General features: G+C 65.3%; 20 protein-coding genes and 3 tRNA genes. 16 read left to right on the top strand and 7 right to left on the bottom strand.

From position 1 onward, the window contains the following. From AC3WG5_RS12200 to AC3WG5_RS12185, 4 genes are all read right to left on the bottom strand, one after another. Positions 1-76, bottom strand: a tRNA-Ala gene (locus tag AC3WG5_RS12200). Between the two features lie 161 nt (positions 77-237). Continuing rightward, positions 238-870 carry a phosphoribosyltransferase gene (locus tag AC3WG5_RS12195; protein ID WP_492568879.1) on the bottom strand — a complete coding sequence of 211 codons (633 nt, stop codon included), beginning with the start codon at positions 868-870 and terminating at the stop codon, positions 238-240. Between the two features lie 369 nt (positions 871-1,239). Further along, positions 1,240-1,315: transfer RNA gene (locus tag AC3WG5_RS12190), tRNA-Glu, on the bottom strand. Positions 1,316-1,334: 19 nt separating this feature from the next. Continuing rightward, positions 1,335-1,410, bottom strand: a tRNA-Ala gene (locus tag AC3WG5_RS12185). A 128-nt stretch (positions 1,411-1,538) separates the two neighbouring features. Between AC3WG5_RS12185 and hpnC the strand changes: the two genes are divergently transcribed. From hpnC to AC3WG5_RS12145, 8 genes are read left to right on the top strand one after another with little or no spacing between them, the layout of a single operon-like run. Continuing rightward, positions 1,539-2,351: a squalene synthase HpnC gene (gene hpnC, locus AC3WG5_RS12180; protein WP_492568881.1), complete on the top strand. Its 813-nt coding sequence runs from the start codon at positions 1,539-1,541 to the stop codon at positions 2,349-2,351. 21 nt (positions 2,352-2,372) lie between these two features. Then, complete coding sequence (hpnD, locus tag AC3WG5_RS12175; protein ID WP_014088034.1) at positions 2,373-3,218, top strand: presqualene diphosphate synthase HpnD; 846 nt, start codon at positions 2,373-2,375, stop codon at positions 3,216-3,218. Next, the gene (gene hpnE, locus AC3WG5_RS12170) at positions 3,215-4,504 is read left to right on the top strand and encodes a hydroxysqualene dehydroxylase HpnE (RefSeq protein WP_492568878.1); all 1,290 of its coding nucleotides are present in this window, start codon (positions 3,215-3,217) and stop codon (positions 4,502-4,504) included. Before hpnD ends, hpnE begins: the two co-directional genes overlap by 4 nt. After that, positions 4,501-5,262 (top strand): SDR family oxidoreductase, encoded by a 762-nt coding sequence (locus AC3WG5_RS12165; protein ID WP_008955766.1) that lies wholly within the window; start codon positions 4,501-4,503, stop codon positions 5,260-5,262. The genes hpnE and AC3WG5_RS12165 overlap by 4 nt, the downstream gene beginning before the upstream one ends. A gap of 13 nt (positions 5,263-5,275) precedes the next feature. Beyond that, a complete protein-coding gene (locus tag AC3WG5_RS12160) occupies positions 5,276-5,809 on the top strand; it encodes a hypothetical protein (protein WP_008955767.1) in 534 nt (177 codons plus the stop codon). Between the two features lie 17 nt (positions 5,810-5,826). Next, on the top strand, positions 5,827-7,188 hold the full coding sequence (gene radA, locus AC3WG5_RS12155; RefSeq protein ID WP_492568877.1) for a DNA repair protein RadA: 1,362 nt from the start codon (positions 5,827-5,829) through the stop codon (positions 7,186-7,188). Positions 7,189-7,216: 28 nt separating this feature from the next. Then, the gene (locus AC3WG5_RS12150; protein ID WP_492568876.1) at positions 7,217-7,777 is read left to right on the top strand and encodes a sigma-70 family RNA polymerase sigma factor; all 561 of its coding nucleotides are present in this window, start codon (positions 7,217-7,219) and stop codon (positions 7,775-7,777) included. Beyond that, complete coding sequence (locus tag AC3WG5_RS12145; RefSeq protein ID WP_014088028.1) at positions 7,774-7,953, top strand: zf-HC2 domain-containing protein; 180 nt, start codon at positions 7,774-7,776, stop codon at positions 7,951-7,953. Before AC3WG5_RS12150 ends, AC3WG5_RS12145 begins: the two co-directional genes overlap by 4 nt. 211 nt (positions 7,954-8,164) lie before the next feature. Here AC3WG5_RS12145 and AC3WG5_RS12140 read toward each other — a convergent pair whose 3' ends face one another. The 3 genes from AC3WG5_RS12140 to AC3WG5_RS12130 all read right to left on the bottom strand — a co-directional run bounded on the left by AC3WG5_RS12140 (position 8,165) and on the right by AC3WG5_RS12130 (position 11,166). Then, positions 8,165-8,512 carry a DUF2325 domain-containing protein gene (locus tag AC3WG5_RS12140; protein ID WP_482580635.1) on the bottom strand — a complete coding sequence of 116 codons (348 nt, stop codon included), beginning with the start codon at positions 8,510-8,512 and terminating at the stop codon, positions 8,165-8,167. Between the two features lie 181 nt (positions 8,513-8,693). After that, on the bottom strand, positions 8,694-9,479 hold the full coding sequence (locus AC3WG5_RS12135; protein ID WP_492568875.1) for a hypothetical protein: 786 nt from the start codon (positions 9,477-9,479) through the stop codon (positions 8,694-8,696). A gap of 4 nt (positions 9,480-9,483) precedes the next feature. Then, on the bottom strand, positions 9,484-11,166 hold the full coding sequence (locus AC3WG5_RS12130) for an ABC1 kinase family protein (RefSeq protein WP_008955773.1): 1,683 nt from the start codon (positions 11,164-11,166) through the stop codon (positions 9,484-9,486). 61 nt (positions 11,167-11,227) lie between these two features. On the opposite strand from AC3WG5_RS12130, the gene AC3WG5_RS12125 reads away from it, so the two are divergent. The 8 genes from AC3WG5_RS12125 to AC3WG5_RS12090 all read left to right on the top strand — a co-directional run bounded on the left by AC3WG5_RS12125 (position 11,228) and on the right by AC3WG5_RS12090 (position 17,459). Next, on the top strand, positions 11,228-12,100 hold the full coding sequence (locus tag AC3WG5_RS12125) for a C40 family peptidase (protein ID WP_492568874.1): 873 nt from the start codon (positions 11,228-11,230) through the stop codon (positions 12,098-12,100). A gap of 75 nt (positions 12,101-12,175) precedes the next feature. Beyond that, positions 12,176-12,388 (top strand): hypothetical protein, encoded by a 213-nt coding sequence (locus AC3WG5_RS12120; RefSeq protein WP_008955775.1) that lies wholly within the window; start codon positions 12,176-12,178, stop codon positions 12,386-12,388. Between the two features lie 122 nt (positions 12,389-12,510). Continuing rightward, positions 12,511-13,758, top strand: coding sequence for a lipoprotein-releasing ABC transporter permease subunit (locus AC3WG5_RS12115; RefSeq protein ID WP_014088024.1), 1,248 nt, complete (start codon positions 12,511-12,513; stop codon positions 13,756-13,758). Then, a complete protein-coding gene (gene lolD, locus AC3WG5_RS12110; protein WP_014088023.1) occupies positions 13,751-14,458 on the top strand; it encodes a lipoprotein-releasing ABC transporter ATP-binding protein LolD in 708 nt (235 codons plus the stop codon). The genes AC3WG5_RS12115 and lolD overlap by 8 nt, the downstream gene beginning before the upstream one ends. A 16-nt stretch (positions 14,459-14,474) precedes the next feature. Then, on the top strand, positions 14,475-15,767 hold the full coding sequence (locus AC3WG5_RS12105; RefSeq protein ID WP_492568873.1) for a mechanosensitive ion channel family protein: 1,293 nt from the start codon (positions 14,475-14,477) through the stop codon (positions 15,765-15,767). Between the two features lie 16 nt (positions 15,768-15,783). Continuing rightward, on the top strand, positions 15,784-16,410 hold the full coding sequence (locus AC3WG5_RS12100) for a response regulator transcription factor (RefSeq protein WP_008955779.1): 627 nt from the start codon (positions 15,784-15,786) through the stop codon (positions 16,408-16,410). Next, positions 16,410-16,853 (top strand): dihydroneopterin triphosphate diphosphatase, encoded by a 444-nt coding sequence (gene nudB / locus AC3WG5_RS12095; RefSeq protein WP_492568872.1) that lies wholly within the window; start codon positions 16,410-16,412, stop codon positions 16,851-16,853. The genes AC3WG5_RS12100 and nudB overlap by 1 nt, the downstream gene beginning before the upstream one ends. A gap of 198 nt (positions 16,854-17,051) precedes the next feature. Next, on the top strand, positions 17,052-17,459 hold the full coding sequence (locus tag AC3WG5_RS12090) for a hypothetical protein (RefSeq protein WP_492568871.1): 408 nt from the start codon (positions 17,052-17,054) through the stop codon (positions 17,457-17,459). The last annotated feature ends 235 nt before the right edge of the window (positions 17,460-17,694 follow it).

Genomic DNA, 17,694 nt, shown 5'->3' with positions numbered 1-17,694 from the left:
TGGTGGAGATAAGCGGGATCGAACCGCTGACCTCTTGCATGCCATGCAAGCGCTCTCCCAGCTGAGCTATACCCCCACTGAACAACCTGTCTCGTTCTGCTTGAAGCATCGCGAGAGATGCGAACTATACCGATAGCCTTTTTTTGGGTCAAGCAAAAAATGCAAAATTTTTGCCGCCCGCGTTCTCCAGATGCCAGTGCACGGAGACACGAGGCCGGGCAACATTGCGCGGGTGCTTCAGCGGCGCTGCTTTTCCAGAATCTCGACCACTTCCTCGTCGCTGACCTGGGGGAAGTGTTCGTAAAACTGTCCGACCGCGCTGAAGTTGAGCGGCGTCTCCAGGCACACTATGTCGTCAGCGTAGCTGGAAACCTGCTCCAGGGTGTCTGGCGGAGCCACCGGTACGGCACAGACCAGCTTCGCCGGTTGCTTGGTGCGGATCGCCCGCAGCGCGGCGATCATGGTGGCGCCGGTGGCCAGACCGTCGTCGACGACGATCACCACGCGCCCGGCCGGGTCGGCAGAAGCGGCCAAGCCGCTGTAGCGTTGGCGGCGCTGATGCAGCAGCTCGAGCTGCGTTCGTTTCTCCTGTTCGATGTACTCGGTGGAGGCGCCGGCGAGCCGGGCGACGTCGGAAATGTAGGCCCAGCCGGACTCGTCGATCGCGCCGATCGCCAGTTCCGGCTGGAAGGGCGCCCCCAGTTTGCGCACCAGGACGACGTCCAGCTCCCCTTCCAGCTGGTCCGCGATGAGTTCGGCCATCGGGACTGCTCCCCTGGGAATGGCAAGGACTAGCGGGTGCTGGCCGCGGTAGCTGGCCAATCGCAAAGCCAACCGTGTCGCGGCTTGTTCTCGATCGCTGAAGCGCATGATGTTCTCTCCTGCGTCTGTGCTTCAGCATAGACCGTAGCGCGGGGTTCCATGCCTGCATGGCGGCTTTCCGGTCGCAACCATTAGGTGGGTTGCGGCACTCGAACCGAGCCGCTTGGCTTGGCGTCGTCGCACTGCCGCGCTGGACAAGTCTGAAACAACCATCGCCGCGATGCGGGGAAAGGAAGGTGAAAGTATCGCTTGGGGTGGGGTGTTGCCTAATGATTCTGGCAAGCCTCTGCGCAGGGGGCAGAAAAGAGACGCAGGATGCAAAAACAAAAAGCGCCTGGAATCGTGAGCCGACTCAGGCGCTTTTGGCAATTCGGGTGTCGGGCCGGGTTTTGCCTGTGGCAGGCTGGCCGATCGATTTGGCGTCCCCACGGGGATTCGAACCCCGGTTACCGCCGTGAAAGGGCGATGTCCTAGGCCTCTAGACGATGGGGACCTAGACCGGAACGCGAGTTTGGTGGAGCTAAGCGGGATCGAACCGCTGACCTCTTGCATGCCATGCAAGCGCTCTCCCAGCTGAGCTATAGCCCCGACACGTGCGTTCAAGTGCGGCGGATTATAAGAAGGTGCGGCGGAGCTGTAAAGAGGCGGGGACGAAAAAAATCCTGCCTCGCCCCGTCGGGTATAATTCGCCGTTTCGCACTCGTCGCAAGGCCGCCATGTCGGTTGATCACTACGAAAATTTTCCGGTCGGGTCGATCCTGCTGCCGCGGCGCATGCGCCGGGCGGTGCATGCCGTCTATCGTTTCGCGCGCTATGCCGACGATGTGGCCGACGAAGGCGTGCGTCCGCCGCAAGAGCGGCTGGACGAACTGGCCGCGCTGCGGGCCGAACTCGATGTGATCGGTGCAGGTGGCACGCCGCAGATGCCCCTGATGCAGGCATTGGCCGAGGCCATCCGTGCACACGCCCTGCCGCTTCAGCCGTTCTACGACTTGTTGTCGGCATTCAGTCAGGACGTGGTCAAGGGACGCTACGAGAATTTTGCCGAACTGGTGGATTACTGCCGGCGATCGGCCAACCCGGTAGGGCGGCTGATGCTGGTGTTGTACGGAGAAACCGACCCGCGCAGCCTGGCGATGGCTGACGGCATCTGCACCGCCTTGCAGCTGATCAACTTCCTGCAAGACGTGGCGATCGACTGGCGCAAGGACCGGGTCTACCTGCCTCAAGAGGATTTGCGCCGCTTCCGGGTGGCCGAGGCGCAGATTGCCGCCGGCGACAGCGGCGGGTTGTGGGCGCCGCTGATGCTCAAGCAGATTGAACGGGCCCGCAAGATGTTGCAGGCCGGGGCGCCGCTGGGCAAGAAGCTCAAGGGCCGATTCGGATTGGAATTACGCCTCATCGTCATGGGCGGCGAGCGCATCTTGCAGAAGCTGCATGCCTCGGGCGGCGACGTGTTCCGGCAACGGCCGGTGCTGACCAAACGCGACTGGGCGTATATGCTGTGGCGCGCCCTGCGGGCCAACTAGACACTTTTTCAGGAGAGGCGCGTGACGCCCGACCAATATTGCCAAGACAAGGCCGCTTCCAGCGGTTCCAGCTTCTATTACAGTTTCCGTTTCTTGCCGGAGGAGCGGCGGCGCGCCATCACCGCGCTCTATGCCTTCTGCCGCGAGGTGGATGACGTGGTCGACGAATGCCATGACGAAAACGTGGCGCGGACCAAACTGGCCTGGTGGCGGGCGGAGCTGGTCCGCCTCTACGCCGGCCAACCCCAGCATCCGGTGACGCAGGCGCTGCAACCGCACGTGGCGGCCTACGGCCTGCCGCAGAAGTTGCTGGAAGAGATCATCGACGGCATGGAGATGGACCTCGACTTCGCCCGCTACGACCGTTTTGCCGATCTGCTGCTGTACTGCCACCGTGCCGCCGGGGTGGTGGGGCAGTTGTCGGCGCAGATTTTCGGCTACACCGACCAGCACACGCTGAAGTACGCACACGAGCTCGGGGTGGCGTTCCAGCTCACCAACATCATCCGCGACGTCGGCGAGGATGCCCGGCGCGGACGTATCTACTTGCCGGTCGAGGAGCTGCGCCGCTTCAACGTACCGGCATCCGACATCCAGCACTACCGCGAAACCGAAGCGTTCCGCCAATTGATGGATTTCCAGATCGAGCGCGCCGAGCAGTATTACCGCCAGGCTTGGGAGCAGTTGCCGAAGAGCGACGTCAAGGCGCAGCGTCCCGGCCTGTTGATGGCGGCGATCTACCGCGCCACCCTGGCCGAGATCAAACTCGACGGCCCGCAGAAGGTGCTCAACCAGCGCCTGTCGCTGACCCCGATCCGCAAGCTGTGGCTGGCGTGGAAAACCTGGGTATTCGGCTACCAGCCGTGAGCCGCCCCCGTGTTGCCGTGATCGGCGCCGGCTGGGCCGGGCTGGCGGCCGCGGTCGAGCTAGCCGGCTTTGCCGAGCTGACGCTGTTCGAGGCCGGGCGCGAGCCCGGCGGGCGGGCGCGGCGGGTGCGCGATGCCGACCTGGCGCTCGACAACGGCCAGCACATCCTGATCGGAGCCTACCGCGAGTGCCTGCGGCTGATGGCCCGGGTCGGCGTCGACCCCGACACCGTGTTGCTGCGCCAGCCGATGAACTGGCACCGCCACGGCGGCTTGAGCCTGCAATGCCCGCCGCTGCCGGCGCCGCTGCATGTGGCGTGGGGACTGCTGACGGCCCGTGGCATCGGCTGGCGCGACAAGTGGCGGCTGAGCCGGGCGCTCGACAGGCTCAAGCGCCAGCAGTGGCGTCTGGCCCAGGACATGCCGGTGGCCGAGTGGCTGGCCGCGCAAGGGCAGGGGGCGGCGCTGCTGGCGGGTTTCTGGCAGCCGCTGGTGTTGTCGGCGCTGAACACCCCGCTGGCCGAGGCCTCGATGCAGATACTGGCCAACGTGCTGCGAGACAGCCTGGGCGCCACGCGCGCCGACAGTGACCTGCTGCTGCCGCGGCACAACTTGTCGGCGTTGTTTCCGCAGCCGGCGTGGGCATGGCTGGAAGGGCAGGGGGTGCAGCTGCGCAGCGGCTGCCGGGTGCGCCGGGTCTCCTTCGCCGACGGCGGCGCCGAGATCGATGACGAGCGCTTCGATGCCGCCATCGTGGCGGTCGGGCCGCAGCATGCCGCCGCCTTGCTGGACGATACGGCGTTGCAGCAGCGGCTTCAGCTTTTGCATTACCTGCCGATATGCACGGTATACCTGCGCTTCGGCCAACGTGTGCGGCTGCCGCGCCGGATGACCGGGGTCGCCGGCGGCACCGCCGACTGGCTGTTCGACCGCGAGGCGCTGAGCGGCGAGCGTGGCCTGGTGGCGGCGGTGATCAGCGCCCCGGATGACGCCGTCACCGCCTTGCCGCAGGACGAACTGGTCGCTCGGGTGCTCGCCGACCTGCGCCGTCTGCAGCCGGAGCTGGCGCCGCCGCTGTGGTCGCGCGTGCTGGTGGAGAAACGCGCCACCTTCGCCGCCGTAGCGGGCGTGCTGCGCCCGGGGACGCGCATCGGCGTACAATGCGGCTATCTGGCCGGCGACTGGGTCGATTCGCCGTACCCGGCCACGCTGGAGGCCGCCGTGCAGAGCGGGGTTTCCGCCGCGCAGATGTTGAAGCAGGATTGGATGAAACAGAAAAACCGATGATGACGACTGAACAGAACAACGCAAGCCTTGCCGGCCGGGTGATCCTGGTGACCGGTGCCACTCAGGGGATCGGTCGCGAGGTGGCGCTGCATTACGCCCGCCACGGTGCCACGGTAGTGGTGCTGGCGCGTAGCGTGAAGCGCTTGGAGGGAGTGTACGACGAGATCGTGGCGGCCGGGGCTCCCGAGCCGGTCGCGATCCCGCTCGACCTGCTGACGGCCACCGACGAGCAGTTCAACAACCTGGCCTTCCAGATCAAGCAGACCTGCGGCCGGCTGGACGGCATCGTGCATTGCGCTTCGCATTTCTACGCGCTCTCGCCGCTGTCCAATCAGACGGTGGACGAGTGGATGAACCAGTACCGCATCAACACCGTGGCACCGTTCGCGCTGACGCGTGCCTGCCTGCCGCTCTTGACCGAGTCGCCGGACGCCGCGGTGCTGTTCGTGGGCGAAAGCCATGGCGCCAAGCCGGGCGCGTACTGGGGCGGCTTCGGCGCCTCGAAGGCGGGCCTGCATTACCTCACCGCTGTGGCCGCCAACGAATGGGACGTCTACCCCAACCTGCGCGTCAACCTGCTGATTCCCGGTCCGGTCAACGCGCCGCAGCGCACCCGTACCCACCCGGGCGAGGCCAAGACCGAGCGTGCCCCGATCGCCGACCTGCTGCCGCACTTCCTGTTCTGGGTGAGCGAGGCCAGCAAGGGGCAGAGCGGTCGGGTGATCGAACTGGACCTGCGCCCGCAACTCGTCTCCTGAAGAAAGGGGCCTCATGCGTTCCCTGCTCGTCATTCCCCTGCTGCTGACCTTGGCTGGCTGCAACTGGGTCAGCAACGTCTCTGGTCTGTCCAAGGACGCCAACAAGGCGGTCGGTGCTGCCTGTCGCCAGAGCGGGCGTTCGCTGGAGGAGTGCTACCAGCGCAATCCCGACGCCGACAAGGCGCAGATTTACGCGGGCTGGCGGGAAATGCACGAGTACATGGTCAAGCAGAAGCTGGATACCATTGCGCCCCCTTCAGACCCCGTCGCACCGGTCACGCCCGCGGCGGCGCACAAGCCGGAGGCCAGTGCGGCCTCGGTGGGCGACAAGCCGCAGGCCCAGCTCAGCCCGGAAGAGGCCGACCGGGCGATGCGCAACGATCCGCAGGTGGCCGCCGTGCTGGCCGCCATCCGCCGCGGGGGACTGCCGGCCAAGGCCTCTGGCAATTCGGCGAAAGACCCGTCGGGCGAGGAAAAGCAACTGCTCGATATCATCAAGCAACTCAACAAGAAGGGCGGCAGCGCCGCCGCCTCTCCCGCCGGCTGAGCGCCGGCGACATTCGCATGGCCAAAATCAAGACCGTTTACAGTTGTACCGAATGCGGCGGGCAGTCGCCCAAGTGGCAGGGACAGTGCCCGCACTGCCAGAGCTGGAACACCCTGGTCGAAACCGTCCAGGCGCCGGCTTCGGCCAACCCGCGCTTCCAGGCCTGGGCCGATACCACCAGCCAGGTGCAGGTGCTGTCCGAGGTCGAAGCGGTGGAAGTGCCGCGCGAGCCGTCTGGCATTGGCGAGCTCGACCGCGTGCTGGGCGGCGGCCTGGTGCGCGGCGCGGTGATCCTGATCGGCGGCGACCCCGGCATCGGCAAGTCCACGCTGCTGTTGCAGGCGTTGTCGGAGGTCGGTGCGCGCCGCAAGGTGCTGTACGTGTCTGGTGAGGAATCGCCGCAGCAGATCGCGCTGCGCGCCTCGCGCCTGGCGGTCGACCCGGCGCGCGTGCGCTTCCTGGCCGAGATCCGCCTCGAGGCCATTCTCGCCACGCTGAAGCAGGAGGCGCCCGAGGTCGCGGTGATCGACTCGATCCAGACGCTGTACACCGAGCAGGTCACCTCGGCGCCCGGCTCGGTATCGCAGGTGCGCGAGTGCGCCGCCCAGTTGACGCGCATGGCCAAGCAGACCGGCACCACCATCCTCCTGGTCGGCCACGTCACCAAGGAAGGCTCGCTGGCCGGCCCGCGCGTGCTGGAGCACATGGTCGATACCGTGCTGTATTTCGAGGGCGAGTCGCACTCCAGCCACCGCATGATCCGCGCCATCAAGAACCGCTTTGGCGCGGTCAACGAGCTGGGTGTGTTCGCGATGACCGACAAGGGCCTCAAGGGTGTGTCCAACCCGTCGGCGATCTTCCTGTCGTCGTACCGCGACGACGTCGCCGGGTCCTGCGTGCTGGTGACGCAGGAGGGCACGCGACCGTTGCTGGTCGAGGTGCAGGCGCTGGTGGACGACGCCCACGGCTTCCAGCCCAAGCGGCTCACCGTCGGGCTGGAGCAGAACCGGCTCGCCATGCTCTTGGCCGTGGCGCACCGTCACGCCACGGTGGCGTGCTTCGACCAGGACGTGTTTCTCAACGCCGTGGGTGGGGTGAAGATCTCGGAACCGGCGGCCGACCTGGCGGTGATCCTGGCTATCGTCTCGTCGCTGCGCAACCGTCCGCTGCCGGAAAAACTGGTGGTGTTCGGCGAGGTCGGCCTGGCCGGCGAGGTGCGTCCGGTGTCGCGCGGCCAGGAGCGCCTCAAGGAAGCGGCCAAGCTCGGCTTCACCCGCGCCATCGTGCCCACCGCCAACCGCCCGCGCCAGCCGGTCGAGGGACTGGAGATCGTGGCCGTGGACCGCCTGGCGGACGCCATCGACTATTGCAAGGCATGACCATTCACCTGGGAAGGGCCGCAGCGCGATGATGACTCCCGAACTGATCGAGGCGGAACGTGCCTACCTGCTGCGCTATGCCTTGGCGCAATTGCGCGACCGCCAGGCCGCCGACGAAGTGGTGCAGGAGACGCTGCTGGCGGCGCTGGAGTCGCGTTCGTCGTTCGCCGGCAAGTCGTCGCCACGCACCTGGCTGACCTCGATCCTGCGTTTCAAGCTGATCGACGCCGTGCGCCGCCAGTCGCGCGAGGTACCGCTGGAGCCGTTCGAGGACACGCTCGACGATGGCGACATCGACGCCCTGTTCGACGCCAGCGGCCATTGGCAGCACGCCATCCGCGAATGGAGCGGACCGGAGCAGGAACTGGTCGCCAAGCAATTCTGGGAAGTGTTCGAGCGCTGCTCGCAGGTGATGCCGCGACGTACCGCGATGGTGTTCGTGATGCGCGAGGTGATCGGCATGGAGATTGCCGACATCTGTAAGAACCTCGACATCACCGCGACCAACTGTTCGGTGCTGCTGTACCGGGCGCGCATGAGCCTGCGGGAATGCCTGGAAATCCGCTGGCTGGGAGGAGGTGCCGCGTGAGAATCAACTGCAAACAGGCCAGCCGGCTGATTTCCGATGCACTCGACCGCCCGTTGAGCAAGAGCGAGTACCTGCGCCTGCGCATTCATCTGTTCCTGTGCGGCAACTGCAGCGAATTCTCGCGCCAGCTGCAGCTGATGCAGCAAGCGGCACGCAAGGCCGGGCGAGGGGAGTAGCCCGCCGGGCGCTCAGCAGCATGGATCAAGGCCGGACGTCGTCCGGCCTTGATCATTTCTGGGGAGCCTCAGAACCTGTTTAGGATCTCGCGAGCTAGAGCGAGACAAGGCAAAAACGGCTGAGGAAGCGCAGTTTACACGGGGTAAATGAGCGTTCCGCAGACGGTTTTAACGCCGTATCGTCGACGCACAGCAGATCGTAAACAGGTTCTCAGTGCCTGCCCTTGCCGCGCTTGGCGGCATTGGGACAGTTGGCGCAGGCGCTTTGCTCGCACAGGCCGACGCCGCTCAGTGATTGCTTGAGCGCGCACACCGAGCGGCGGCAGGCGATGAAGCGCACGTTCTGTTCCGAGGCCAGGGCGCGGAAGTGACGCATCACGTTGTGGCCGAGGAAGTCGGTGAACAGGATCAGCATGTCGGTGCCGGCGGGCAGGCGGTCGAGCTTGCGCTGATGCGAGCTGTTGCGTCCGCTCAGATGGCGATGGATGGAGATGCCGAAACTCTCCAGCACGGTGGGGATGTTGCCCAGGGTGTCGGCGCCGACCAGCATGGCGTTCATCGGGTGCTCCTTGAGGATGAGTAATTTAACAAATGATAATTATTATCATTTGTTAAGTCAACGACTCGCGATCGCCACCTTGTCGGGCCTGTTGCAAACCGGAAACAGCCTGCTGGAGGCGCCGTGCCGGGGCGTCTGCCGGGAAGGATGCCGCGCGGCAAGAAGAGGGGCGATGCGGGAGCTAGTTGTCGGCCAGGACGCGGATGCGCACGGTGCGTTCCACCGAGTGCAGGCGCTGGCTGACGCCGATCAGCATCACTTGCCGTCCCTGCTCGTCGAGACCCACGCTGCCGACGTTCAGCCACTCGCCGACGGCGCCTTCCACCGAGGTGCTCAGCCGATTCTGCTCGATGCTGCCGACGCCGAAGGCCTCCTGGCGCGCCGCCAGCTCCACTACCACGCGGCTGCCGTTGCGCCTCGGCCGTACGTAAAAGCCCGTCACGGCATCCTGATACTCGGCCCCGCGCAGCAGGCCTCCGCGTGGCGTGACCATCAGCCAGGGCAGGGGGCGGCTGCTGCCGCTCTCGATGAAACCGCTGCCGCCGTCGAGCAGTCGCAGCGTCTGGCGGCTGCGACTGCTGCTCCGGCTTTGTGTGGCGTCGGCGCCGAGGGCCAGGTCGCCGCGGCGGCGCCCGAGGTCAAGCTCAGCGTTGCCGATGCGCGCCGCGCCACCGAGCGACAGCGTGGAGTCGCTCTGGCGCGCGCCACCGTTCTGTTCGACCTCAATCAGCAGATTGCTCGGGCGCACGTCCAGGGTGCGCGCCAGGCGGCGCAGGGTGGCGAGCCGCGCCGGTGAGGCATCCAGGATCAGTTGCCGCCCCAGGCCGCTGGCACTTTCCCCCGGCTGGAGGTGGGGGGCGATGGCGTCGGCCACCTCGCGGCCATCGCGCCAGCCCAGGTCGATCACCTCCAGGGCCATGACGTTGGCCGAAGCCAGCCATAAAGCGGCAAAGAGTGCATGTTTCATGGCTTCACCATTCCTTACCGGCGCGCCAGATCGACCAGATCAGCCAGATGCTGTTGAAGAACGCCACCATGAAGCCCAGAAAGCCGAAGAAAGGCAGCCCGAACAGCTTGGGTCCGGCGTTCACCGTCATGACGATGGACGAGCCGATGATCAGGCAGCCGGTGACGATGCCCATGGTCAGCCGGTTGGCGGTGCGGTCGAGCTGGCGGCCGAAGCTGTCGAGCCGCTGCAAGTCGAAGTTGATGCGGAACTTGCCGTGGCGGATGTCCTTGCCCAGCCGGATCAGGTCGCGGGGCAGATCGCCGATCATGCCCATGGCTTCGACCAGGGTCTGTTTGCCGCGCTTGAGCAGCGTTTTCGGCGTGTAGCGGTTGAGGATCAGCTCGCGCACGAACGGCGTCAGGTGCTCGACCAGCTGAAAGTCCGGGTTGAGCTGGCGCCCCAGGCCTTCCAGCGTGATCAGCGCCTTGAACAGCATCGCCATGTCCGGCGGCAGCACGATGCCGTGGTCGCGGATCAGCGCCATGATGTCGACGATCAGCTGACTGATGTTGAGGTCCTTCAACGGCACGTGCTCGTACTGGAACATGAACTCGCTGATGTCGTCGGCGAACTTGTCCTCGTCGACCGGGGTCGTGCCGGTCCATTCGATCAGCACGTCGATCATGGCGCGTTCGTCGCGCCCCGACAGGGCGGCCAGGAGGTCGACGATCTCGTCGCGGCGGGCATGGCTGATGCGCCCGACCATGCCGAAGTCGATGAAGGCGATGCAGTTGTCGGGCTGGAAAATCACGTTGCCGGGGTGCGGGTCGGCGTGGAAGAAGCCGTTGATCAGGATCATGCGCAGCACCGCGTCGGCGCCGCGGTCGGCCAGCGTGATGGGGTCGAGCCCCGCCGCCTGCAGCGCGTCGACCCGGGTGGCAGCCTGGCCGTCGATAAAGTCCTGCACGTTGACCGCGGGGTTGGTGTAGTCCCAATACACCCCGGGCACGTGCACGAAGGGGTCGTCGGCAAAGTCGCGCCGGAAGCGCTCCATGTTGCGCGCCTCGATCGCCAGGTTCATCTCGCGGTTGAGCGACCGGGCGAACTCGTTGACGATTTCGGTCGGCTGGTAGCGCCGGGCATCGGGAAACTCCAGCTCGATCAGCCCGGCGATGTGTTCGAGGATGCGCAGGTCGGCCTGTACCTTGGGCAGGATGCCGGGGCGGCGCAGCTTGACGGCCACCACGGTGCCGTCCTTGAGCGTGGCGCGATGCACCTGGGCGATCGAGGCCGAGCCGATCGGCTCCATCTCGAATTCCGCGAACAGCTCCTCGATCGGGTGTCCCAGCGCCTGCTTCACCAGGTGTGGCACCTGCTCGGGGTGCAGGGGGGGCACGTTGCTTTGCAGCTTCTCGAATTCGGTGATCCATTCCTGCGGGAAGACGTCGACGCGGGTGGAGAGAATCTGTCCCAGCTTGATGAAGGTCGGGCCGAGTTCCTCGAACGCCAGGCGCACCCGCACCGGCGGCGGCAGGCCCTCGTCGCCTTCCGGCAAGGGAAGATTCAGCCAGGCGCCGGCCTTGGCCAGTGCCCGTGGCAGCTTCAGGCGCTGGGCGAACTGGCCGAGTCCGTGGCGGAACAGGATTCCGGTGATTTCCTTCAGGCGCGGCAGGTCGCGCATGGCGATCAGGGTTTCTTTCAGCATCGGGTATCCCGCATTTTGGGTTGGCTTTACACTCCACGCCTCGTCCGATAGAGTGCGGCCTATGAAATTGCATCTGCACCTACTGGCTTGGGTGCTGGCTACCTTTATGGTATTGGCTTATGCCGCGCCAGACAAAGCCCCCACGGAAAATCACCCCGCCGCCGAGACCCAGGAAGACCCCATCGGCAAGTTTGCCGCACCGGGCGAAGAGGCTGTCGGCGACCTGTTGTTGCAGGCCATGAGCCTGCTGGGCGTAGCTTACCGTTTTGGCGGCAGTAATCCTTCGGCAGGGCTGGATTGCAGTGGTTTCATTCAGTATGTATTCAAAAAATCATTACGGGTGAATCTGCCGCGCACGGCGGCGGAAATGGCGCATACCGGAAAAGCGGTCGATAAAAGTGAACTGGCGCCCGGTGATCTGGTCTTTTTCAATACCCGTGGCTTCCAGTACTCGCATGTTGGCATCTACATGGGGGGCGGCAAGTTCATCCACTCCCCGCGCACCGGCAAGTCGGTCGAAGTCTCCAACATGAATCAGGATTACTGGACGTCGCGCTACAACGGCGCCCGGCGCGTGAACCGCGGCTCGGCCTCGAACTTCGTGCGCGACGACAGTGAGCCGGCTCCGGCGAAGAACGTCTCGAAGGCGGTGGCGGAGGCCAAGGCGCCGAGTGCCAAGGTGGTCTGTCGCAAGGGGCGGCGCTGCAAGCAGGAAGCCGCGGCGGCGGAGGCCAAGGATTCGGGCGCCAAGGTGGTCTGTCGCAAGGGCCGTCACTGCAAGCAGGAACAGGCCGCCTCCGACAAGGGCAAGGCTTCCGCCAAGACGGGCAGGTCGTCCCGTGGCAAGAAGGCCGAAGAGACCAGGAGCAAGTCGTCCGTGGCCGGCAAGTCCGCCAAGGGCGCCCACAAGAAAAAAGTGGCCTCGTCGCATTGATGCGGCATGCCGCGCGCTACCGTCGATGCCCGCCCTGGCGGGCATTGCGTTTTTGAAAGTCGAACGGAACGTCCTATGAAACTGCAACAACCGGTTTGGCTCGATCCGGAGGGCAACGTGGTCGCCTGCGTCGAGAAGATCAAGGTGATGAACGAGAACCTCGAGGAGCTGGCGCAGATGGCGCAGGATGCCTTCGAGGATGCCATCCTGATGGGGTGCGACGAGCGTCAGGTGCGCGCCTTCCTGGTGGCGATGATGCAGAGTCTCGACAACCCCTATCAGGGCTGAGCGCCGTTGACGTCAACCGCCCGCGCGGCTGCCTTGCCTCTTTGCCCCGTGGCGCCAATCGTACTGGCCTCGATGCGCGCCACGACGTTTACCTATTGCTCCCTGCCCGAGGATTCTTCCGGATGGCCCTCCCTTTTGAAGCCCTGATCGGCTTCCGCTACCTGCGCGCCAAACGCCGCAACGGTTTCATTTCCTTCATTTCGCTGGTGTCGGTGCTGGGCATCGCCCTCGGTGTGGCGGCGCTGATCATCGTGCTGTCGGTGATGAACGGTTTCCAGAAGGAAATCCGCGGCCGCATTCTCGGCGTCGCGTCGCACGTCGAGGTCAGTACCTACCAAGGCAAGTTGTCGGACTGGCCATCGGTGGCCGGGCTGGCCGCCAAGGAACCGCACGTCATCGCCGCCGCGCCCTTCGTCAATGCCCAGGGCCTGATGTCGGCGGCCGGCAACGTGCGCGGGGCCCTCATCCGCGGCATCGACCCGGCCAGCGAGGACCGCGTGGTCGATGTCGGCAAGCACATGGTGACCGGCAAGCTGGCCTCGCTCAAGCCGGGCGAGTTCGGCATCCTGCTGGGGGTCGAGCTGGCGCGCCAGCTCAACGTCGTGACCGGCGACAAGGTCACGGTGATCACCCCGGAGGGCAGCGTCACCCCGGCCGGCATGTTGCCGCGGCTGAAGCAGTTCACCGTGGTGGGCATGTTCAAGGTCGACATGTTCGAGTACGACTCGTCGCTGGCGATGATCCACCTCAAGGACGCCCAGGTGCTGTTCCGCATGGGCAGCATGGTGAGCGGGGTGCGCCTGAAGCTGGACGACCCGATGGCGGCGCCGCTGGTGAAGGCCGAGCTGCGTAACAAGCTGTCGGCCAGCGCGCTCACCACCGACTGGACCGATACCAACGCCAACTACTTCCGCGCGGTGCAGATCGAGAAGCGCATGATGACCATCATCCTGACGCTGATCGTCGCCGTGGCGGCGTTCAACCTGGTCTCCTCGCTGGTGATGGTGGTCACCGACAAGCAGGCCGACATCGCCATCCTGCGCACCCTGGGGGCGGCGCCTTCCAGCATCATGAAGATCTTCATGATCCAGGGCGCCGTGTCCGGCGTGCTGGGGACCTTCTCCGGTGTCGCCGGCGGGGTGCTGGTGGCGCTCAACCTGGACGTCATCGTGCCGCTGATCGAACGCATCATCGGCACCAAGATCCTGTCGAGCGAGGTGTACATGATCGACTACCTGCCGTCCGACGTGCAGTGGAGCGATGTCTCCACCATTACCGTGATTTCGCTGCTGCTGGCCCTCGTGGCCACGTTGTATCCGAGCTGGCGCGCGGCGCGTACCCAGCCGGCGGAGGCCCTGCGCTATGAATAAGGTATTGCGTTGTCACGATCTGACCAAGGTCTACGACGAGGGCGGGCTGAACGTCCAGGTGCTGTCGAAGGTGACGCTCGAGGTGGAAAAGGGCGAGCGGCTGGCTATCGTCGGTGCCTCCGGCTCGGGCAAGAGCACCTTGCTGCACCTGTTGGGCGGGCTCGACACCCCGAGTTCGGGCGAGATCGAGGTGCTGGGGCAATCGCTGTCGCGCCTGAGCGAGCGCCAGCGTGGCGAGTTGCGCAACCGTTCGCTCGGTTTCGTCTATCAGTTCCATCACCTGCTGCCGGAATTTACCGCGCTGGAAAACGTCATGATGCCGCTTTTGATCCGGCGCATGCCGCGCGCCGAGGCGGAGCAGCAGGCGGCGGAGATGCTGGGCCGCGTCGGCCTGTCGCGCCGTCTGGCGCACAAGCCGGGCGAGTTGTCCGGCGGCGAGCGGCAGCGCGCCGCCATCGCCCGCGCGCTGGTGACGCGGCCGGCCTGCGTGCTGGCCGACGAGCCGACCGGCAACCTCGACCGGGGCAACGCCGACGCGGTGTTCGAACTGATGCTGGAACTGAACGCCAGCCTCGGCACCAGCCTGGTGATCGTCACCCACGACGACCGCCTGGCGAGCCGCGCCGGGCGCGTGCTGCGCCTGACCGACGGCGTGCTGTCGGTCGATGCGCCGCAACCGGCTCTCTCTGTCACCCATTAAGGAAGGCTTTCTCGGCATGCTGGTCAACGGCGACAAACTGCTTACCCTGGAAAAACTGCTGCTGACGCTGGAAACGCCAGCCGGCTGGCTGGAACTCGTGCTGGCGTTGGCCGCATTCATGGCGGGTCTGTACGTGGCGAGGAGGGTGTACCGCCGCCTGTTCGCCCTTCATCCCGAGCGGTATGACCGTTTTCTGCCCTACGCCGGTTTCCGCCTGGTGCTGCCGCTGGCGGCGCAGGTGCTGGTGATTGTCAGCGCGGGGCTGTGGCGCCTGGTTCTGGGCGAGGCGCCGCAGCTCCTGCCCATCGCCAGCGCCATGCTGTTCTGGCTCGGGCTGATCCGCCTCGCCACCGCCATGGTGCGCCAGGCGCTGCCCAAGGGGCGCTTCGAGCGCACCACCGAGCATTTTCTCGCCACGCTGTTCTGGTTGGGCTTCGTCAGCTGGGCCATCGGTGTCGATACCCTGGCGGTGGACTGGCTGGAGTCGATCCGTTTCCACGTCGGCAAGGTCGAGGTCAACCTGTACATGATCCTGACCGGCTTGCTGTGGGTGGCCATCATCCTGGTGGGCTCGCTGTGGGTGAGCCGCATCATCGAATCGCGGGTGATGAAGCTCACCGATATCGATCTGAGCCTGCGCATCGTGTTCACCAAGTTGGCGCGGACTGTGCTGCTGGTGGCCGGGGTGATGGTGGCGCTGCCGATCATCGGCATCGACCTCACCGTGCTGTCGGTGTTCGGTGGCGCGTTGGGCGTCGGTTTGGGCTTCGGTCTGCAGAAGATCGCCAGCAATTACGTTTCCGGCTTCATCATCCTGCTCGACCGCTCGATCCGCATCGGCGACCGGCTGATGATCGACAACCGCACCGGCTACGTTACCAAGATCACCTCGCGCTACGTGGTGCTGAAAACCGCCGACGGCTCGGAGGCCCTGGTGCCGAACGATACGCTGATCGCCAGTACCGTGATCAACCAGTCCTATTCGGACAAGAGCATCTGGACCAGCGTGACGGTGCAGGTCGGCTACGACAGCGACCTGGAACTGGTGCTGCGGCTGTTGCGTGAAGCCGCGGTGCATCCGCGCGTGCTGCACGACCCGGCGCCGGCCTCGTTCGTCACCGCCTTCGCCGACAGCGGCATCAACATGGAGCTGGGGTTCTGGGTGGCCGATCCTGAAAACGGCTTCCTGGGGCTCAAGTCGGAGATCAATCTGGCCATCTGGCGCGCTTTCAAGCAACATGGCATCACCATCCCGTTCCCGCAGCGCGAGGTGCGCATACTGGCCCAGGCCAGCGGGGACGCCGCCTAACCACGAGAGGGAGAGCATGTCGGATAAGCAGCTTGCGGTGATTGACGACGACGAGGCGGTGCGCGACTCGTTGATCTGGCTATTCGACGGGCAGGGCTTCCAGACCACGGGTTTCGACAGTGCCGAGGCTTTTCTGGCCGGCCCCGGCCCGGCTGCCTTCAATGCGCTGATCGTCGATTTGCGCCTGTCCGGCATCAGCGGCATCGTGCTGCTCGAAAGGTTGGCCGAACACCCCTACTGCCCGCCGGTGATCATGCTCACCGCGCACGGCGACGTGCCGCACGCGGTGGCGGCGCTCAAGCTCGGCGCCATCGATTTCATGGAGAAGCCGTTCGACGACGGCCGGCTGCTGGCCATGGTCGACCAGGCGCTGCTGCGCGACCAGCAGGAGCGCGACCGCTTCGGGCGGCTGAGCCGGCTGAACCAGTCGCTGGCGTTGCTCACCGAGCGCGAGCGCGAGGTGATGCAGCTGATCCTGGCGGGCAAGCTCAACAAGCAGATCGCCGACGAACTGGCGATCAGCATGAAGACGGTGGAAGTGCACCGCTCGCGTGTGTTCGACAAGATGGGCGTCAAGTCGGCGGTCGAGCTGGCCGGGCTGATGGCGGTACTCGACAAGCCGGACGCCGGGAGCAAGGGCTGATGGGCAATAAGCAGCCGGTATCGGTGCTGGTGGTGATCCATTCTGCCGACGGTCAGGTCTTGCTGATCGAACGCGCCGACCGCGCCGGTTTCTGGCAGTCGGTGACGGGCAGCCGGGAAGGGCAGGAGGCGCTGATCGACACGGCGCGACGCGAGGTGCGCGAAGAGACCGGGCTCGACGCCGATGCCTATGCGTTGAGCGACTGGCACATCACCAATCGTTACGAAATCTATCCGCACTGGCGCCATCGCTACCCGCCCGGCGTGACCGAGAACGAAGAGCATGTGTTCGGTCTGCTGCTGCCGGCGCCGCGGCCGGTGACGCTGGCCCCGGACGAACATAGCCGCTACCAGTGGCTGCCCTGGGCCGAGGCCGCCGACAAGGTTTTTTCCCCTTCCAACGCCGAGGCGCTGCGCCTGTTGCCGCGCTACCTGCCGTCCTGATCTCGCCCTCTCTCCCGCCTGCCGGCTCGTTCCGGGTGGCGCGTGCCGGCCGCGTTTGCTTTAATGGATTGCCGGCACCGGCGGGCTTGCTGCAAGTCGTGTTGGGGGTTGTAAGAAAACCTTAAAATTGTTCCGGCTTACCCCATGTTAAAATTGCATGACATGTAATTTTATTCTTTATAAAAGCAAGGATTGACGATGAACGCTGCCAAGAAAATCAGGAAGTACATTGAGTCGGGCGAGAACGCAGAACAGGTACAGGTGCTGAAAGATCTGGCCGCAGCGTTGGAGCTGGGCCAGTCGTTCGACCTGAAGGCCTTGTACGAGATCGACATGCGCTATTTCGAGGCGGCGATCGAATTGCTGAACGACTGGCGTTTCGACCGCCGCATTTCCTCCCGCAGCAAGCTGCTTGAGCGTCTGCTGGTTGAGACTGCTCCCGAGGCCAAGGTGGAGGTGCCTGCCGAGGCGGTGGTGGCGGAGGCTCCTGTCGTGGTGGCCGCCGAGCCGGTGGTGGCGGCCGAGGTGAAGGAGGTGGTTGAGCTTAAGAGCCCGAAGGCCCCGAAGGCTCCGCGTGCCGCCAAGAGTGCCACCACCAAGAAGTAAGCCGTAGCCTGGCCGCGGCCCGGCGCCTGACCCCAACAGCCCCGCCACGCGGGGCTGTTGTTTTTGCCGATGCGGCAAGGCGCGGGGTGTGCCGGCTGTCTATAGTGGGTTTATCCGATTGGCGTTTTTTTGTCTCGTCAGGCCGGGCGGGCAGTGCCTGCCGGGTGCCGCCGTGGCAACCCGGCAACGCCAAGGCGCGATGCGGAAGGGCTGGCTGACATAATGGAACCGCTCA

The organism is Pseudogulbenkiania sp. FW507-F1 (assembly GCF_058781125.1).
The sequence above is the reverse complement of the archived record's forward strand: the minus strand, read 5'-3'. Positions and strand labels throughout refer to the sequence as shown.

Bases quoted from the DNA above. Each gene is read 5' to 3' on its own strand.
- AC3WG5_RS12165 (WP_008955766.1), top strand. From the start codon at position 4,501: ATGATGACGACTGAACAGAACAACGCAAGCCTTGCCGGCCGGGTGATC.
- AC3WG5_RS12120 (WP_008955775.1), top strand. From the start codon at position 12,176: ATGAAACTGCAACAACCGGTTTGGCTCGATCCGGAGGGCAACGTGGTC.
- AC3WG5_RS12130 (WP_008955773.1), bottom strand. From the start codon at position 11,166: ATGCTGAAAGAAACCCTGATCGCCATGCGCGACCTGCCGCGCCTGAAG.
- AC3WG5_RS12160 (WP_008955767.1), top strand. From the start codon at position 5,276: ATGCGTTCCCTGCTCGTCATTCCCCTGCTGCTGACCTTGGCTGGCTGC.
- AC3WG5_RS12125 (WP_492568874.1), top strand. From the start codon at position 11,228: ATGAAATTGCATCTGCACCTACTGGCTTGGGTGCTGGCTACCTTTATG.
- nudB (WP_492568872.1), top strand. From the start codon at position 16,410: ATGGGCAATAAGCAGCCGGTATCGGTGCTGGTGGTGATCCATTCTGCC.
- AC3WG5_RS12150 (WP_492568876.1), top strand. From the start codon at position 7,217: ATGATGACTCCCGAACTGATCGAGGCGGAACGTGCCTACCTGCTGCGC.
- AC3WG5_RS12140 (WP_482580635.1), bottom strand. From the start codon at position 8,512: ATGAACGCCATGCTGGTCGGCGCCGACACCCTGGGCAACATCCCCACC.
- AC3WG5_RS12115 (WP_014088024.1), top strand. From the start codon at position 12,511: ATGGCCCTCCCTTTTGAAGCCCTGATCGGCTTCCGCTACCTGCGCGCC.
- AC3WG5_RS12195 (WP_492568879.1), bottom strand. From the start codon at position 870: ATGCGCTTCAGCGATCGAGAACAAGCCGCGACACGGTTGGCTTTGCGA.
- radA (WP_492568877.1), top strand. From the start codon at position 5,827: ATGGCCAAAATCAAGACCGTTTACAGTTGTACCGAATGCGGCGGGCAG.
- AC3WG5_RS12100 (WP_008955779.1), top strand. From the start codon at position 15,784: ATGTCGGATAAGCAGCTTGCGGTGATTGACGACGACGAGGCGGTGCGC.
- AC3WG5_RS12090 (WP_492568871.1), top strand. From the start codon at position 17,052: ATGAACGCTGCCAAGAAAATCAGGAAGTACATTGAGTCGGGCGAGAAC.
- AC3WG5_RS12135 (WP_492568875.1), bottom strand. From the start codon at position 9,479: ATGAAACATGCACTCTTTGCCGCTTTATGGCTGGCTTCGGCCAACGTC.
- AC3WG5_RS12105 (WP_492568873.1), top strand. From the start codon at position 14,475: ATGCTGGTCAACGGCGACAAACTGCTTACCCTGGAAAAACTGCTGCTG.
- hpnC (WP_492568881.1), top strand. From the start codon at position 1,539: ATGTCGGTTGATCACTACGAAAATTTTCCGGTCGGGTCGATCCTGCTG.
- lolD (WP_014088023.1), top strand. From the start codon at position 13,751: ATGAATAAGGTATTGCGTTGTCACGATCTGACCAAGGTCTACGACGAG.